Genomic DNA, 16471 nt, shown 5'->3' on the forward strand with positions numbered 1-16471 from the left:
CGCAGCCCGGCCCGTACTCGTCAGGAATTCAAGTACGTCAGGACGGCCAGAACCCGCCGGTGATCCCCCTCGCTCGGGGACAGGCCCAGTTTCAGGAAGATGTTGCTGACGTGCTTCTCGACGGCGCCGTCGCTCACCACCAGCTGCTTGGCGATGGCCGAGTTGGTCCGCCCCTCGGCCATCAGCCCCAGCACCTCACGCTCCCTCGGGGTGAGCCCGGCGAGCACATCCTGCTTACGACTGCGCCCGAGCAGCTGCGCCACGACCTCCGGATCGAGGGCGGTGCCCCCCTCGGCGACCCGCACCACGGCGTCCACGAACTCCCGCACCTCGGCCACCCGGTCCTTCAGCAGGTACCCGACCCCGCGGCTGGATCCGGCCAGCAGTTCGGTGGCGTAGCGCTCCTCCACGTACTGCGACAGCACGAGCACACCGAGCCCGGGATGCTCCTTCCGCAGCTGCACCGCGGCCCTGACGCCCTCGTCGGTGTGCGTCGGCGGCATCCGCACATCGGCCACCACGACGTCCGGCAGGGTCCCTTCGGCGTTCAGATCCGTGATGGTCTTGATCAACGCCTCCGCGTCCCCGACTCCGGCGACGACCTGGTGTCCACGGTCGGTCAGCAACCGGGTCAGGCCCTCCCTGAGCAGCACCGAGTCCTCGGCGATGACCACCCGCACCCTGTCCTCCACGATCCTCGGCCCCCCATTGCCCGACTCGGTCCGTACGACCAGTCAAGCATTCCAGCTTTCGGACGGGGGCGGGACGGCACCGGGAGGGGGCGGGCGCTCACCCCCGCCAAGGGAGTTCCGCGGTGATCCGGGTGGGCCCGCCGGCCGGCGAGTCCACCACGAGGATCCCGTCCACGGCATCCAGCCGCTCGGCCAGCCCGGCCAGCCCGGACCCCCCGCCCGCAGCGGCACCGGCCCCGCCCACGCCGTTGTCCATGACCTGCAGCATCAGCCGGTCCTCCGACCGCCACACATCCACCGCCGCCCAGGTGGCCCGCGCATGCTTGCTGATGTTCTGCAGCAGTTCCGACACCGTGAAGTACGCGATCCCCTCGATCGCCGGCGCCGGCCGCGACGCCAGGTCCACCTCCACCTGCACCGGCACCGTGCACCGCGAGGCGACCGCGGAGAGCGCCGCGTCCAGGCCACGGTCGGTGAGGACCGCCGGATGGATCCCGCGCGCCAGGTCCCGCAGCTCCTGCAGCGCCGTCTTCACCTCACCGTGCGCCTCGTCCACCATCTGCGCCGCCGCCTGCGGATCCTGGCTCAGCTTCTCCTTCGCCAACCCCAGATCCATCGCCAGCGCCACCAGCCGGGCCTGCGCCCCGTCGTGCAGATCGCGCTCGATGCGCCGCAGATCCGCCGCCGCCGTGTCGACGACGACGCCCCGGTCGGACTCCAGCTCCACCACCCGCGTCGCCAGCCGCGACGGCCCGAGCAGCCCGTGCACCAGCAGCCGGTCCACCAGGGTCAACGCCCGCACGATCCACGGCGTGGCCAGCGTGAACAGCAGCCCCACCAGCGCCGTCACCGTGATCTCGAACGGGTTGTCGAGATAGACGTGATGCGTCTCGTCGCCGTACAGCTGGAGCCCGTCCTGCCCGCCGTACACGGGGAACAGCCAGAACCACAGCGGATACGTCAGCAGCGCCCAGCCGTACGCCCAGAAGTTCACCGCGACGACGAAGGAGAACACCGCCCACGGGAAGTGCAGCACCGCGTACAGCAGATGCCGCCACGACGTGCCGCTCTTCAGGACGGCGCCGATCCATCCCATCAGGCCGTTCCTGCGCACCCGCAGCGGCTCCGGGTCGGCCACCTCGAGGCCGAGCAGTCCGCGCGCCCGCGCCCGCTCCAGCGCCCCGAGTCCCCGGCACCCGGCCAGCCCCGCCGCCAGCACCGGAATGCCGAGGAACGTCACCAGCAGCCCCGCACCGAGCGCGAGCATCGTGACGGCGTACGTGAACATCAGCACGCCCATCGGCAGGCTCAGCAGCACATACGCGAACTCACGCCAGCTGCGCGCCTCGAACGGCGCCCGCAGCCCGGCCGGCAGCCGATGCCGCCGCTCGACGTCGCCCCCCAGGCCCAGGCCGGGCCGCCCGCTGTGGGATCCGTACCCCTGTCCGTACTCCGTGGCCATCGGCCTGCTCCCCGTCTCCTCGTCCCGCTCGGTGTGCCTCTGCGGCGGTCCTGCCGTCGTATCTCCACCCTGCTGGGCGGCGGGCGAGCGGACCATGGAGTCCGTCGGCGTCTCGAACGGGGGGTTTTCCCTACCTTCCGCGCCCGCGTCTATGCGCGCCGCGGCTGCCGGTCGCGCCAGGGCAGCTCGGCCGTGATGAGCGTCGGCCCGCCCCGCGGTGACTCGATGACGAACAGACCGTCGACGGCGTCCAGCCGCTCGGCGAGCCCCCGCATCCCCGTACCGCCGTCGAGGCCTGCACCCCCGCGGCCGTTGTCCCCCACCTGTATGAGCAGCCGTTCCTCCGTCCGCCACACGTCGACGGAGGCGGACGTGGCCCCGCTGTGCTTGCTGACGTTCTGCAGCAGCTCGGAGACGGTGAAGTAGGCGATGCCCTCGATGGCCTCGGCCGGCCGCGACTTCAGGTCGACGGTCACCTGCACCGGCACCGTGCAGCGCGAGGCGACCGCGGAGAGCGCCGCGTCCAGGCCGCGGTCCGTGAGGACCGCCGGATGGATCCCGCGGGCCAGGTCCCGCAGCTCCTGCAGCGCCAGCTTCACCTCGCCGTGCGCCTCCTCGACCATCGCCGCCACCAGTTCGTCGGACTGGCCCTCCAGCAGCTTCTCCTTGGCCAGGCCGAGCCCCATCGCCAGATTGACCAGGCGGGCCTGCGCACCGTCGTGCAGATCACGCTCGATGCGGCGCAGATCGGCGGCGGCCGTGTCGACCACGACCCCCCGGTCCGACTCCAGCTCGGCGATCCGCCGCTCCAGTTCGTCGGAGGGCGACAGCAGCCCGCGCACCATCGCCCGGTCCGCGTTGGCCAGGGCGCGGGCTATGAACGGCAGCACCGGCCACAGCACGAACAGCGAGGTCAGCGTGATGACGAAGGTGAGAATGCCCCAGGGCAGCCGCATGAAGTCGTACAGGATGGTCCGCCAGCCCACCGGGTCCTTCAGCGTCATCCACAGCCGGGGGAGGAACCCACCGCCGCCCCGCAACGGCAGCGGACTCGGCTCGTCCACCCGCACCCCGAGCAGCTTCCTGGCCCGCGCCCGCTCCAGCTTTCCCAGCTGCCGCGCGCCCATCAGTGCCGCCGCGAGCAGCGGGAACCCGATCACCGTGACGGTCAGGAAGGCGCTGGTGAACAGCGCCGTCGCCACATAGACGAAGCCCAGCAGCGACATCGGCAGATTGGCCAGGAGATGCGCGATCTCCTTCCAGGTGTGCACGTCGTAGGCGAAGCGGGGCGGCGGCACGCGGTCGCCGTCGCGGTCGGCGGGCGCCGGGCTCGACGCGGGGAAATTCTCGGTCACATGGGCCAGCGTGCCCGGCGGCGCGTGGCCGCGCCATGAGGTGGACCGCCAGGTTCTGCTGAGGAAAACCCCACCCCGGCCGCTCAAGGCGATGATGAGCTGCTTACCGCCGCTTTAACAGGCCCTAGACTCACGTTGCGTACAGATACCGCAAGGTCATCGGATCGAGGTCAGGGGAGCGAGGGACGGACGTGCGGGAACCGACCGTCGAACGGACCGCAGTCGTCGCGGCCGACTACTTCCAGTCCTATTCGGTCGTCGGGCTGCTCGCCGCCATCGGCGTGCTGTTCGTCGCCATCGCATTCGGCGCCGGCCGACTGCTGCGCCCTGTCGTCCCCACCCCCGAGAAGCTCCTGACGTACGAGTGCGGCGTCGACCCCGTGGGCGAGGGCTGGGCCCACACCCAGGTCCGCTACTACGTCTACGCCTTCCTGTACGTGATCTTCGCGGTCGACTCGATCTTCCTCTTCCCGTGGGCAACGGTCTTCGCCGCCCCCGGCTACGGGGCGACGACCCTCGTGGAGATGTTCCTCTTCCTCGGCTTCCTGGCCGTGGGACTGCTGTACGCCTACAAGAAGGGTGTCCTGGCATGGACGTGACGCCAGAAGCGACCCCCTCGGCGACTCCTTCCGAGCCCGTACTGCTCCCGGAGCCGAAGCGTCTCGGCGCCCTTGCGCGCCTCGCCCCCGAGCCCATGAAGGTCGTCCTGAACTGGGGCCGCCGCTACTCGCTCTGGGTCTTCAACTTCGGACTCGCCTGCTGCGCCATCGAGTTCATCGCCGCATCGATGGCCCGCCACGACTTCATCCGCCTCGGCGTCATCCCGTTCGCGCCGGGCCCGCGCCAGGCCGACCTGATGGTCGTGTCGGGCACGGTCACCGACAAGATGGCGCCTGCCATCAAACGCCTGTACGAGCAGATGCCCGAGCCGAAGTACGTCATCTCCTTCGGCGCCTGCTCCAACTGCGGCGGCCCTTACTGGGACTCGTACTCCGTCACCAAGGGCGTCGACCAGATCATCCCCGTCGACGTCTACGTCCCCGGCTGCCCGCCCCGTCCCGAGGCACTGCTCCAGGGCATCCTCAAGCTCCAGGAGAAGATCGCCCGCGAGTCGCTGGGCGAGCGCTACGGTACGGCGCGCCCGTCGGCGGCCGCGCTGCAGAGCGGCCTGGTGCAACCGTCGGCCGCGGCCGGCCCCGGTGCGGGGGAGGCCTGATGAGCAGCACGGTCGGCTGGCTGCCCGCCCCCGCCGAGCAGCTGTTCGGTGCGGAGGCCACGGCCGAGGAGTCGTACGAGGTCCTGACGGTCGACGTACCCCCGACCACCTGGACCGCGGCGCTGCGCACCGCCCGCGACGAGCTGGGCTGCACCTACTTCGACTGGCTGAGCGCGGTCGACGAGCCGGGCACGGGCTTCCGCATCTCGGCGCACGTCGTCGCGCTCTCCCCCGTACGCCGCCTGCTGCTGCGCACCACGGTCCCGCACGAGACCCCCGTCCTCGCCTCCGCCGTGGACGTCTACGCGGGCGCGGCGTGGCACGAGCGCGAGACTCACGAAATGTTCGGCGTCCGCTTCGAGGGTCACCCGGCCCTGGACCACCTCCTCCTTCCGGAGACCTTCGAAGGCCATCCGCTCCGCAAGGACTTCGTCCTCGCCTCCCGCGTCGCCAAGGCGTGGCCGGGGGCGAAGGAACCGGGAGAGGCCGCGGCCCACGGCGCCCCCAAGCGCCGCCAGATGCTGCCCCCGGGCGTCCCCGACCCGAACGAATGGGGCCCGCTCAAGGGCCAGCTCCCCCCGGCCCCCGCCCGTCCGGCGCGCGGCGCCGCCCGCCCCGCAGGCGAACGCCCCGCACGCCGCACCCGCACGGCCACGGAAGGGTCGGCTTCGCAGCGCCCGACACCCGCCTCCACGCCCGCCGAATCCCCACGCCGCGCGCGCAGCGCGAGCGAGGGGTCGGCTTCGCAGCGGGCGGAGGGCGCGGCTGCTGGGCCCCGGCGTGCGCGGAGCGCCGGTGAGGGCTCGGCTTCGCAGCGGGCGGAGGGCACGGACGCCGAGCAGACCCGGCCCGACACCGCCGCCCCGCGCAGCTCCGACGCGCCGTGGCACCACGCACGTCCGACGTTCGACGAGCGCGAGGAGAAGGACACGGAGCAGACCCCCGACCCCGAGGACCCCGCAGGAGGCCGGCAGTGAACGACGCGCTCGACGTCGCCCTGCGACTTCTGATCGTCTTCGGTGTGTTCCTCACCTTCCCTCTGATCGTCGGCCAGACCGAGCACAAGGTGATGGCACACATGCAGGGCCGCCTCGGTCCCATGTACGCCGGCGGCTTCCACGGCTGGGCCCAACTCGTCGCCGACGGCGTGAAGTTCGCGCAGAAGGAGGACGTGGTCCCGACCGGCGCGGACCGCCGTATCTTCCAGCTCGCGCCCGCCGTGGCCCTCCTGCCGTACCTCCTGGTCCTGCTCGCCATCCCGATCGGCCCCGGCGAGGGCGCGGTCGGCGAGGTCATCGACGCGGGCATCTTCTTCGTGCTCGCCGTGATGGGCGTCGGTGTCCTCGGCTCGCTCATGGCCGGCTGGGCCTCCGCCAACAAGTTCTCCCTCCTCGGCGGCCTGCGCACCGCCGCTCAGCTCCTCGCCTACGAACTCCCGATGCTCCTCGCCGCCGCCTCCGTCGCCATGGCGGCCGGCACGGTCTCCCTCCCCGGCATCCTGGACGCCTTCGAGTGGTGGTGGCTGCCCTGGCAGATCGTCGGCGCGATCGTCTTCTTCGTGGCAGGGCTGGCCGAGCTGCAGCGCCCCCCGTTCGACATGCCCGTCGCCGACTCGGAGATCATCTTCGGCGCGTACACCGAGTACACCGGACTGCGCTTCGCTCTCTTCCTCCTCGCCGAGTACGCCGGAATCATCGTCCTGTGCGGCCTGACCACCGTCCTCTTCCTGGGCGGCTGGCACGGCCCCTGGGGCGCCGACGGCCTCGGCTGGGTCTGGACCCTGCTGAAGACCGCCGTCCTCGCGTTTCTCGTGATCTGGCTGCGCGTGACCTACCCCCGCCTGCGCGAGGACCAGCTCCAGAAGCTGTCCTGGACCCTCCTCGTCCCCCTTTCCCTCGCCCAGATCGCCCTCACCGGCATCGTGAAGGTGGTGATCCAGTAACCATGGCTCCGATCCCTGGCAGTGGCCTCGCCAAGGGCCTGGCCGTCACCCTCCGCACGATGACGAAGAAGACCGTCACCGAGCAGTACCCGGACGTCCAGCCCGACCTTCCGCCCCGCACCCGGGGTGTGATCGGTCTGTTCGAGGAGAACTGCACGGTCTGCATGCTGTGCGCCCGGGAGTGCCCGGACTGGTGCATCTACATCGACTCCCACAAGGAGACGATCCCGGCGGCGACGCCCGGCGGCCGTGAGCGCAGCCGCAACGTCCTCGACCGGTTCGCCATCGACTTCTCGCTGTGCATGTACTGCGGTATCTGCATCGAGGTCTGTCCTTTCGACGCGCTGTTCTGGTCCCCGGAGTTCGAGTACGCCGAGACCGACATCCGTGATCTCACCCACGAACGCGACAAGCTCCGCGAGTGGATGTGGACGGTCCCGGCCCCGCCCGCCCTCGACCCCGGCGCGGAGGAGCCGAAGGAGATCGCCGCCGCCCGCAAGACCGCCGAGAAGCTGGCGGCCGCGCAGGCCGCGCCGGCTGAGTCGGCGAAGCCGACGGGGCCGACGGGGCCGACCGAGTCGGCCGCACCCGCTGATCCGCAGGGAGGGGAGTCGTGACTCTCGCCGCAGCCGCCACGACGGCGCACGCCACGGCCACCACCACGGCCGCGGACGCGCACGGCTTCCTCTCCCCGACCGGCGTCGAGATCGCCTTCCTCCTCGTCGGCCTGGTCACCTTCGGCGCCGCGATCGTCACCGTCACCACCAGACAACTGGTGCACGCCGCCCTGTGGCTGGTGGTGACCCTCGGCGGTCTCGCCGTCGAGTACCTGCTGCTCACCGCCGAGTTCATCGCCTGGGTGCAGGTCCTCATCTACGTCGGTTCCGTGGTCGTCCTCCTCCTGTTCGGTCTGATGCTCACCAGGGCCCCCATCGGCCGTTCCCCGGACGCCGACTCCGGCAACCGCTGGGCCGCCCTCACCGTGGCCGTCGCCTCGGCCGCCGCCCTGATCTGGGTCGTCGTCGACGCGTTCCGTACGACCTGGATCGACCTGGACGGCGCCCCCGCCGGCTCCACCGAGGTCACCGGAAAGGCCCTCTTCCAGAACTGGGTGCTTCCCTTCGAGGCCCTCTCCGTCCTCCTTCTCGCCGCCCTCGTCGGTGCGATCGTGCTGTCCCGCAAGGCGAAGGCAGCCGAGTCCGGCACCGAGAGCGCCCCGCCCGTCCCGAGCACCCGAACCGCCAAGGGCAGTGACAAGGGCGGTGTCCGCTGATGCACCTCGCCTATCCCGCCGTCCTCTCCGTCCTCCTCTTCTGCACCGGCCTGTACGGCGTCCTTGCCCGCCGCAACGCGATCCTGGTCCTGATGTCGGTCGAGCTGATGCTGAACGCCGTCAACCTGAACCTGGTCGCCTTCGACGTCTGGCTCAGCAGGACCGCCGAGGAGACCCTGCACTCCGGTCAGGCGCTGACCCTGTTCACCATCGCCATCGCGGCCGCCGAGATCGGCATCGGCCTGGCGATCGTCCTCGCCGTCTACCGCAACCGCGGCACCTCGGACATCGACAAGCTCCGCGACACCGCCGAGGGCCACGAGGCCGACGCATCCGCCGGCGACGCTGCCGCGGCCGAGCCGGCCGCCGAGAAGGCTGAGGCCACCGCGTGACCACGACCACCCTCGCCGTCCTCGTCCCCCTCCTTCCGTTCCTGGGAGCAGCCGCGGGCCTGCTCCTCGGCCGCACGGCTCCCGGCTTCGTCCGTCCGGTCGCCGTCCTGCCGACGCTCGCGTCGCTCGTGCTCGCCGTGCTGGTCGCCGTGCGCCAGGGCGGCGACGAGGCGGTCGACGCCGCGACCGAACTCACCCCCACCGGCTCGGTCCCGATCGAGCTGGCCCTGCACATCGACGGCTTCGCCGCCCTCGTCGCCGTGCTGGTCGCGTTCGTGGCCACCTGCGTGCAGATCTACTCGACCGGCTACCTGCGCGACGACCCGCGCTACCCCTCGTACGCCGCGCTCGTGTCCCTGTTCACCTCCGCGATGCTGCTCGTCGTCTACTCGGGCGACCTGATGCTGCTGCTGGTCGGCTGGGAAGTCATGGGCATCTGCTCCTACTTCCTGGTCGGCCACTACTGGGAGACCCCGGAGGCCCGCGCCGCCTCCCTCAAGGCCTTCCTGGTGACCAAGCTCGGTGACGTCCCCTTCCTGATCGGTCTGTTCGCGCTGGCCACCGACGCCGGGTCGTTCCGCATCACACGGGTCCTCGGCACCGTCGCGAACGGCGGACTCGACCACCCGACACTGATCGCCCTGCTGCTCCTGGCCGGCGTGGCGGGCAAGTCGGCACAGTTCCCGCTGCACACCTGGCTACCTGACGCGATGGCGGGCCCCACCCCCGTCTCCGCGCTGATCCACGCCGCGACGATGGTCGCCGCCGGTGTCTACTTCATCGCCCGCCTCCTCCCGGTGTTCGAGGCCTCCCAGGCCGCGATGGTCGTCCTCGCCGTCATGGCCGCCGTCACCATGGCCGGTTCGGGCCTCGCCGCGCTGGCCCAGGACGACATCAAGCGCGTCCTGGCCTACTCGACGATCGGCCAGCTCGGCTACATGACCGGCGCCCTGGCCGTCGGCGACCGCGGAGCCGCCGTCTTCCACCTCCTCTCGCACGGCGCCTTCAAGGCGCTGCTGTTCCTCGCGGCGGGCGTGATCATCCACGCCGCCGGCACCAACTCCCTGGCCGCCATGTCCCGCATGCACGGCCTGCGCGACCGCGTTCCCGACGCCTACTGGACGATGACCGTGGCGCTCCTCGCACTCGCCGCGATCCCGCCCTTCAGCGGCTTCTTCTCCAAGGAGTCCGTCCTCGGCGCCGCCGAACACGTCACCACCGGCCACAGCGAGCACGCCCCCGCTGCCGCGGGCTGGATCGTCCTCGTCGTCGGCCTGCTCACGGCCCTGCTCACCGCCGCGTACGCCGTCCGCCTCTGGCTGCTCGCCTTCCGCGGCCACGGCACCGAGGCTCCGGACCACGGCAGGCAGCCCCTGACGATGACCGTGGTCCTGTGGGTGCTCGCCGCCCCGTCCCTCGCCCTCGGCGGACTGGCGTACCAGTCGCTGCCCGGCTGGTTCGACGGCGGTGAGCTGACCCCGACCCTCACCACGTCCGTCCTGGGCACGGGGCTGGCCCTGGTCGGGGGCATCGTCACCTACGCCGCCTGGCGGCACACCACCGAACTGGCGGCCCGCGTGCCTCTGGGTGCGGTCGCGGCCCACCCCGAGGGCGACGCCGCGCAGGTCGAGGCCGAGGCCATCGCGAGCCACGAACCCGTGTACGGAGGCGTGGCCTACGCGCCCGACCCGGCGGACCCGGGACGCCTGCTGCTCGGCCCGCTGCACCGCCACGCGGCCGTCGGCTTCCACGTGGACGCCGTGTACTCGGCGCTGTTCGTCCGCCCCGTCCGGGCCGGCGCCGGTCTCGTCCGCTTCCTCGACCGCGAGGTCGTCGACACCTACGTGCGCGGCGCGGGTGCCCTGCCCCGCTGGCTCGGTGCCGCCGTACGCCGCGCCCAGACCGGCAATGTGCAGACCTATGTGAGCGCGCTGCTCGCCGGCACCGTCGTCCTGGTGGTCGCCGCCGTCCTCGTCGCCACGGGAGCGTGAGCAGGCGTGATCGATATCAGCGAGTCCGTGATGCAGTTCCTTCTGGCGTTCATCGTCGTCGGCCCGCTCCTCGGTGCCGCCGCCGCTCTCCTGCCCGCCCCGCCCGGGCTGAAGGGGAAGTCTCCCGAGCAGGCCGTGCTGCGGCATGGCGTCACCGTGACCGGCGCGGTCCTCATCGCCGCGATCGTCCTCGCGCTCGGCTTCGACCACGACCAGCCGTCGAAGATGCAGGCCGGCACGGACATCAGCTGGATCCCCGCACTCGACGTGCGCATCCACCTCGGCGTCGACGGCATTTCCCTCCCCCTTCTGGTGCTGACCGCGCTGCTGACCTTCCTCTGCGCGCTCTACTCGTACTTCAGGATGCCCGCGGGCCCGACCCCGAAGGCGTTCGTCGCTCTGCTGCTTCTCCTCGAGTCCGGCACCCTCGCCACCTTCGCCGTGCTCGACCTGCTGCTGTTCTTCCTCGCCTTCGAGATGGTCCTGATCCCGATGTACTTCCTCATCGCCCGCTGGGGCGGTGAGGGGCGGACGCAGGCCGCCTGGAAGTTCATCCTCTTCACACTGCTCGGTTCCGTGGTCATGCTGCTCGGCCTGCTCCTGATCGGAATCACGGCGGGCACATTCGACATGGTGGCACTCGCCACTGACAACGGCCGGTCGCTGACCACATCCGTGCAGGTCGTCGCCGTATTGGCGATCGGGATCGGGCTCGCGGTCAAGACGCCGATGTGGCCGTTGCACAGCTGGCTGCCCGACGCTCACACCGCCGCGCCGACCGTCGGCTCGGTCCTGCTGGCCGGCGTCCTGCTGAAGATGGGCACGTACGGGTTCGTCCGAATCCTGCTGCCGGTTGCGCCGGACGGCTTCCGCACGTTCGCGCCCTACCTCGCCGCCTTCGCCGTCGTCGGCATCATCTACGGGTCCCTGGCCTGCCTGGCCCTCGCCAAACAGGGCGCGAAGGGCGATCTGAAGCGCCTCATCGCCTACTCCTCCGTCGGCCACATGGGCTTCGTCCTGCTCGGCATCGCGACCATGACGCCGACCGGCGTGAACGGCGCGCTGTTCGCCAACATCGCCCACGGCCTCATCACCGGCCTGCTCTTCTTCCTGGTCGGCGCGCTGAAGGACCGCACCGGCACCACCGACCTCGACGCCCTGGCCGAACAGACCGGCGCCGCGCTGTACGGCAAGGCCCCGCGCTTCGGCGGTCTGCTCGCCTTCGGCGCGGTCGCCTCACTCGGCCTGCCGGGCCTCGCCGGATTCTGGGGCGAGATGCTGGCGCTGTTCGGCGCGTTCCGGCCCGCCGCCGACCTCAGCCGCCCCGCCTTCCTGACCTTCATGGCGATCGCCGCGTTCGGCACGCTGCTGACGGCCGCGTACCTGCTCGTCGTGGTCCGCCGGGTCTGCATGGGCGCCGTACCGCAGGACGCGCCCGAACTCGCCGATGTGCAGACCTACGAGTTCGCGGCCTGGACCCCGCTCGTCGCCCTCACCGTCGTCGCCGGACTCTGGCCGAAGGCCCTCCTCGGCCTGACCGACCCGGCCGTGCAGCAGCTCCTTGCAGGAGGCACCCGATGAGCTCCCTGGCACAGCCGATGGCCCAGTCCATGGTCCAGTCCGTCGACTGGCTCGCCATCGCGCCGCCCACCATCGCGGCCGTGGTCGGACTCGGTGTGCTTGTCGCCGACCTGTTCGTCGACGACGCCAGAAAGGCCCTCCTCGGCCGGGTCTCCGTCGCCGGGCTCGCCGTGTCGGCACTGATGCTGCTGCCGCTCCTGGACGGCGACCGCTCCACCTTCTGCCTCACCGGCGACGCCGACGTCTGCAGCTACACGGCGGACCGCTTCACGCTCGTCATCCAGTTCCTGGTCCTCGGCGGCGCCCTCCTGGCGGCCCTCCTGTCCGTCACCGCCCTGAAGGACGCGCGCAGAGGACTCCCCGAAGGGGAGTTCTGGTTCCTGCTGCTCTCCTCGGCGGCCGGCGCCGCCCTCCTGCCCGCCTCCCGCGATCTCGCGACCCTGATCGTCGCCCTGGAGGTCGCCTCCCTGCCCGCCTTCGCCCTGGTCGGCATCCGCCACGGCGACAAGAGGTCCTCCGAAGCCGCCCTGAAATTCTTCCTGTCCTCGGTCACCGCGACCGCGGTCAGCCTCATGGGCATCAGCTTCGTCTACGCCTCCACCGGCACCCTCTACCTCACCCAGATCGCCGACCGCATCCAGGACGTCGACGGACAGCTCGACACCCTCGCGCAGACCGGAGTCGTCCTCACCCTCATCGGCTTCGCGTTCAAGACGGCCGCCGTGCCCTTCCACTTCTGGGTGCCCGACACGTATGTGGGTGCGCCGCTCCCCGTTGCGGCGTATCTGTCGGTCGTCGGCAAGGCGGTCGGCTTCACCGGCCTGATCCTGGTCACGGTGATCGCCTTCCCGTCGTACGCCGACGCCTGGGGCCCGGCACTCGCCGCGCTGGCCGCCCTCACCATGACCGTCGGCAATGTCGGCGCCCTCCGTCAGCAGGGCACGCGCGCGTACAGCGCGGTTCGCCTGCTCGCCTGGTCGTCCGTCGGCCAGGCCGGCTACCTCCTGGTGCCGATCGCCGCCGCCGCGTACTCCGACGACGCCGAGCAGTCGATCGGCTCCACGGTCGCCTACGCGCTCATGTACGCCGCCGTGAACCTCGGCGCCTTCGCGGTGGCCGCACTGGTGGGCCGTACGAAGACCCTCAACCGCATCACCGACTACCGGGGCCTGTACGCCTCGAACCCCGTGACCGCGCTGCTCCTGGCCTTCTTCCTGCTGTGCCTGGCGGGACTGCCGCCGGGCATCATCGGCCTCTTCGCGAAGGTCACCGTCTTCTCCGCCGCCGTCGACGCGGGCCTGGGCTGGCTGGCCGTGGTCATGGCCGCCAACGTGGTGATCGCGCTGTTCTACTACCTCCAGTGGACGGCCCTGCTGTTCCGCGCTCCTGAGGGCGAGCCCGCCAAGCACCTCGTCCCGGCCCCCCTCACGGCCGCGATCGCCCTGACCGCCGCCCTGGGCATCGGCCTGTCCGGCGCACCCCAGCTGGTGCTGCGCTTCACGGACACCGGGCTCTTCTAGTACGCCGAACAGGCCACCGTCACCCGCACGGCCCAAGCGCGCCGCCGACCGCGCAAGGGAACTCGTGGCTCCCGCCTGGCGTTGTCCAAACCGGGAGGTTCCACTGGTCGTGTCACCACGGACCAGCGGGATCAGAGATCAGCAAGCAAAGGGTTCCCCTGCTGCACCACTTGGAGGGCGTACCGTGCACCGCCGGCACAACGGGCTCAGGACCGCAGTACTCCTCGGGGGACTGTCCGCACTCATCATCGTCATCGGCAGCTTCTTCGGGCGTGTCGGGCTCGTCGTCGCCGTCCTGGTCGCGCTGGGCACGAACGCGTACGCGTACTGGAACAGCGACAAGCTCGCGCTACGCGCGATGCGTGCCCGCCCGGTGAGCGAGTTCGAGGCACCCGCCCTGTACCGCATGGTCCGCGACCTCTCCACGCAGGCCCGCCAGCCGATGCCCCGCCTGTACATCTCCCCGACGGAGGCGCCGAACGCCTTCGCGACCGGCCGCAACCCGCGCAACGCCGCCGTGTGCTGCACCGAAGGCATCCTGCGCATCCTGGACGAGCGTGAACTGCGCGGTGTCATCGGTCACGAGCTGAGCCATGTCTACAACCGCGACATCCTCATCTCGTCCGTCGCCGGAGCCCTCGCCTCCGTGATCATGTTCCTGGTCAACTTCGCCTGGCTGATCCCGATCGGCCGCTCCGACGACGACGACGGCCCCGGCCTCTTCGGCATGCTGCTGATCATGATCCTGGGTCCCCTCGCGGCCGGCGTGATCCAGATGGCCATCAGCCGCTCCCGGGAGTACGAGGCCGACGCGTCCGGCGCCCAGCTGACCGGCGACCCGCTCGCCCTGGCCAGTGCCCTGCGCAAGCTCGAGGCCGGCACCAAGCAGCTTCCGCTGCCTCCCGAGCCCCGGATCGAGACCGCGAGCCACATGATGATCGCGAACCCGTTCCGTCCGGGCCAGGGACTGTCCAGGATGTTCTCCACACACCCGCCCATGGCGGAGCGCATCGCCCGGCTCGAGCAGATGGCAGGCCGCCGCCCGTGAGGACGGCCCCGACCGTCATGGGCTGACCGGCGGAGGTCAGCGACCGCCGAACTGCTGGTCCGTCGGAACGATCTCACGACCCAACGGCATGAGCGAGACCGGGATCAGCTTCAGATTGGCCCACCCGAACGGGATCCCGATGATCGACAGGAACAGCGGGATGCTGGTGATCAGGTGCCCCAGGGCCAGCCACCAGCCCGCAAAGATCACCCAGATCACGTTCCCGACGAACGACGGCGCCCCCGCGTCCCGCCGCTCCACGGTCGTCCTGCCGAACGGCCACAGCACGAAGCCCGCGATACGCAGTGACGCAATGCCGAACGGGATGGTGACGATCAGGATGAAGCACACCAGGGCGGCGACGGTATAGCCGATCGCCATCCAGATCCCGCAGAAGATCAGCCACAGGATGTTCAACAGCAGGTTGAACAACTTCATGATCGGCACCTTCCAGGTCGCTGCCGGAACTGCCTGCCGAGACAAGTATCAGCCGGTCACGCCGTTCAGGCAGGGCCGCAGCATCCTTGTAGCGCGATCGGGAACGTTTCGGGACGATCTCGCAGTTCGTCCTGACGGGGAGGGCGATCCGACGCCGAGGCGCCCCTACCGCGCAGCCGTCCTGCGCCGTATGCCATACGCGACCACCCCCACCGCCAGCACACCCGCGCCGGCCACCACCGAGGTCCCCGGCAGTGAGAACGCCAGCACGACACAGCCGAGCAACCCCACCACAGGCACCACGCGCCTCGCGGGAGCCGTGTCGAGCGTCCAGGCCGAGGCATTGGCCACCGCGTAGTAGGCCAGCACACCGAAGGAGGAGAAACCGATGGCGCCCCGCACATCCACCGTGGCGGCCAGGGCGGCAACCACCACGCCCACGGCCAACTCCGCCCGGTGCGGCACCTGGAAACGCGGATGCACGGCGGACAGCGCGCCCGGCAGATGCCGGTCCCTCGCCATGGCCAGCGTGGTCCGGGAGACGCCGAGGATCAGGGCGAGCAGCGAGCCCAGCGCGGCCACCGCGGCACCCACCCGCACCACAGGCACCAACCCCGGCACGCCGGCTGACCGCACCGCGTCGGCCAGCGGCGCGCCCGCCTGCCCCAGACCCTCCGACCCGAGCACGGAAAGAACGGCCACCGCCACGCAGGTGTAGACCGCCAGCGCGATACCGAGGGCCAGCGGAATCGCGCGGGGAATCGTGCGCACGGGATCCCGTATCTCTTCACCGAGGGTCGCGATACGCGCGTACCCGGCGAACGCGAAGAAGAGCAGACCAGCCGCCTGCAGCACGCCCCCCGCGCCACCCGAGGCGCCGATGTCGAGGCGTCCCGCGTCCGACGCCTCGGAGCCCAGACACACCACCACCACGAAAGCGAGGACAGCCAGGACCACGGCCACGATCGACCGCGTCAGCCAGGCCGACTTCTGAACACCGCCGTAGTTCACCGCGGTCAGCGCGACCACGGCCGCGACCGCCACCGCGTGCGCCTGCTCCGGCCAGACGTACGTGCCCACAGTGAGCGCCATGGCCGCGCAGGACGCCGTCTTCCCGACCACGAACGACCAGCCCGCGAGATACCCCCAGAACTCCCCGAGCCGCTCGCGACCGTACACATACGTTCCACCCGAGGCCGGGTACCGAGCCGCCAGCCGCGCGGACGACATGGCGTTGCAGTACGCGACCACCGCGGCGACGGCGAGCCCGACCAGCAGTCCGGAGCCGGCCGCTTCGGCCGCGGGTCCCAGAGCAGCGAAGATCCCGGCCCCGACCATGGAGCCCAAGCCGATGATCACGGCGTCGCCCACGCCGAGGGTGCGCCGTAGTTCCGAACCTGGCTGTGTCATGTGCCGCACCCTACTGACCAGTGCAACCGCCCCGTGCACACAGCCCGTCCTGGCCGACAACAGATCAGGAACACGCGTGCGCGCAGCGCGCAGGGGTGGGCATCGGATGCCCACCCCTGCACGTACGGCGCCGCGAGGCCGGACGGCGACC

16 protein-coding genes are annotated in these 16471 nt (G+C 70.9%); 11 read left to right on the plus strand and 5 right to left on the minus strand.

What is annotated here, in order from left to right; genetic code table 11:
* Nucleotides 1-20: 20 nt before the first annotated feature.
* The 3 genes from ACFV7R_RS23560 to ACFV7R_RS23570 all read right to left on the minus strand — a co-directional run bounded on the left by ACFV7R_RS23560 (nucleotide 21) and on the right by ACFV7R_RS23570 (nucleotide 3509).
* A complete protein-coding gene (locus tag ACFV7R_RS23560; protein WP_276322832.1) occupies nucleotides 21-680 on the minus strand; it encodes a response regulator transcription factor in 660 nt (219 codons plus the stop codon).
* Between the two features lie 109 nt (nucleotides 681-789).
* Nucleotides 790-2154: a sensor histidine kinase gene (locus ACFV7R_RS23565; RefSeq protein ID WP_385266542.1), complete on the minus strand. Its 1365-nt coding sequence runs from the start codon at nucleotides 2152-2154 to the stop codon at nucleotides 790-792.
* A gap of 149 nt (nucleotides 2155-2303) precedes the next feature.
* Nucleotides 2304-3509: a sensor histidine kinase gene (locus tag ACFV7R_RS23570; protein WP_385266544.1), complete on the minus strand. Its 1206-nt coding sequence runs from the start codon at nucleotides 3507-3509 to the stop codon at nucleotides 2304-2306.
* Nucleotides 3510-3700: 191 nt separating this feature from the next.
* Between ACFV7R_RS23570 and ACFV7R_RS23575 the strand changes: the two genes are divergently transcribed.
* The 11 genes from ACFV7R_RS23575 to htpX all read left to right on the plus strand — a co-directional run bounded on the left by ACFV7R_RS23575 (nucleotide 3701) and on the right by htpX (nucleotide 14472).
* Nucleotides 3701-4108, plus strand: a complete 408-nt coding sequence (locus ACFV7R_RS23575; protein WP_129799316.1) for an NADH-quinone oxidoreductase subunit A — start codon at nucleotides 3701-3703, stop codon at nucleotides 4106-4108.
* The gene (locus tag ACFV7R_RS23580) at nucleotides 4099-4725 is read left to right on the plus strand and encodes an NADH-quinone oxidoreductase subunit B (RefSeq protein WP_385266547.1); all 627 of its coding nucleotides are present in this window, start codon (nucleotides 4099-4101) and stop codon (nucleotides 4723-4725) included. The genes ACFV7R_RS23575 and ACFV7R_RS23580 overlap by 10 nt, the downstream gene beginning before the upstream one ends.
* Nucleotides 4725-5702, plus strand: a complete 978-nt coding sequence (locus ACFV7R_RS23585) for an NADH-quinone oxidoreductase subunit C (protein WP_385266549.1) — start codon at nucleotides 4725-4727, stop codon at nucleotides 5700-5702. Before ACFV7R_RS23580 ends, ACFV7R_RS23585 begins: the two co-directional genes overlap by 1 nt.
* Entirely contained in the window at nucleotides 5699-6667 is a 969-nt protein-coding gene (locus tag ACFV7R_RS23590) for a complex I subunit 1 family protein (protein ID WP_129799314.1), read from the plus strand. The genes ACFV7R_RS23585 and ACFV7R_RS23590 overlap by 4 nt, the downstream gene beginning before the upstream one ends.
* Nucleotides 6668-6669: 2 nt before the next feature.
* The gene (locus tag ACFV7R_RS23595; protein WP_385266552.1) at nucleotides 6670-7284 is read left to right on the plus strand and encodes a NuoI/complex I 23 kDa subunit family protein; all 615 of its coding nucleotides are present in this window, start codon (nucleotides 6670-6672) and stop codon (nucleotides 7282-7284) included.
* Nucleotides 7281-7940: an NADH-quinone oxidoreductase subunit J gene (locus tag ACFV7R_RS23600; protein ID WP_385266555.1), complete on the plus strand. Its 660-nt coding sequence runs from the start codon at nucleotides 7281-7283 to the stop codon at nucleotides 7938-7940. The genes ACFV7R_RS23595 and ACFV7R_RS23600 overlap by 4 nt, the downstream gene beginning before the upstream one ends.
* Nucleotides 7940-8332: an NADH-quinone oxidoreductase subunit NuoK gene (gene nuoK, locus ACFV7R_RS23605; RefSeq protein WP_224738322.1), complete on the plus strand. Its 393-nt coding sequence runs from the start codon at nucleotides 7940-7942 to the stop codon at nucleotides 8330-8332. Before ACFV7R_RS23600 ends, nuoK begins: the two co-directional genes overlap by 1 nt.
* Complete coding sequence (locus tag ACFV7R_RS23610; RefSeq protein ID WP_385266557.1) at nucleotides 8329-10323, plus strand: NADH-quinone oxidoreductase subunit L; 1995 nt, start codon at nucleotides 8329-8331, stop codon at nucleotides 10321-10323. Before nuoK ends, ACFV7R_RS23610 begins: the two co-directional genes overlap by 4 nt.
* 6 nt (nucleotides 10324-10329) lie before the next feature.
* Nucleotides 10330-11904 carry an NADH-quinone oxidoreductase subunit M gene (locus ACFV7R_RS23615; protein WP_385266559.1) on the plus strand — a complete coding sequence of 525 codons (1575 nt, stop codon included), beginning with the start codon at nucleotides 10330-10332 and terminating at the stop codon, nucleotides 11902-11904.
* Entirely contained in the window at nucleotides 11901-13424 is a 1524-nt protein-coding gene (locus ACFV7R_RS23620; protein ID WP_385266562.1) for an NADH-quinone oxidoreductase subunit N, read from the plus strand. Before ACFV7R_RS23615 ends, ACFV7R_RS23620 begins: the two co-directional genes overlap by 4 nt.
* Before the next feature lie 184 nt (nucleotides 13425-13608).
* Nucleotides 13609-14472, plus strand: coding sequence for a zinc metalloprotease HtpX (htpX, locus tag ACFV7R_RS23625; protein ID WP_385266565.1), 864 nt, complete (start codon nucleotides 13609-13611; stop codon nucleotides 14470-14472).
* 36 nt (nucleotides 14473-14508) lie between these two features.
* On the opposite strand, the gene ACFV7R_RS23630 is transcribed toward htpX, so the two are convergent.
* Together ACFV7R_RS23630 and ACFV7R_RS23635 are read right to left on the minus strand one after the other, a co-directional pair.
* A complete protein-coding gene (locus ACFV7R_RS23630) occupies nucleotides 14509-14910 on the minus strand; it encodes a YccF domain-containing protein (RefSeq protein WP_385266816.1) in 402 nt (133 codons plus the stop codon).
* Between the two features lie 165 nt (nucleotides 14911-15075).
* The gene (locus ACFV7R_RS23635) at nucleotides 15076-16320 is read right to left on the minus strand and encodes an APC family permease (RefSeq protein WP_385266567.1); all 1245 of its coding nucleotides are present in this window, start codon (nucleotides 16318-16320) and stop codon (nucleotides 15076-15078) included.
* Between the last annotated feature and the right edge of the window lie 151 nt (nucleotides 16321-16471).

Source organism: Streptomyces sp. NPDC059866 (assembly GCF_042731325.1).
GTDB classification, from domain to species: domain Bacteria; phylum Actinomycetota; class Actinomycetes; order Streptomycetales; family Streptomycetaceae; genus Streptomyces; species Streptomyces flavusporus.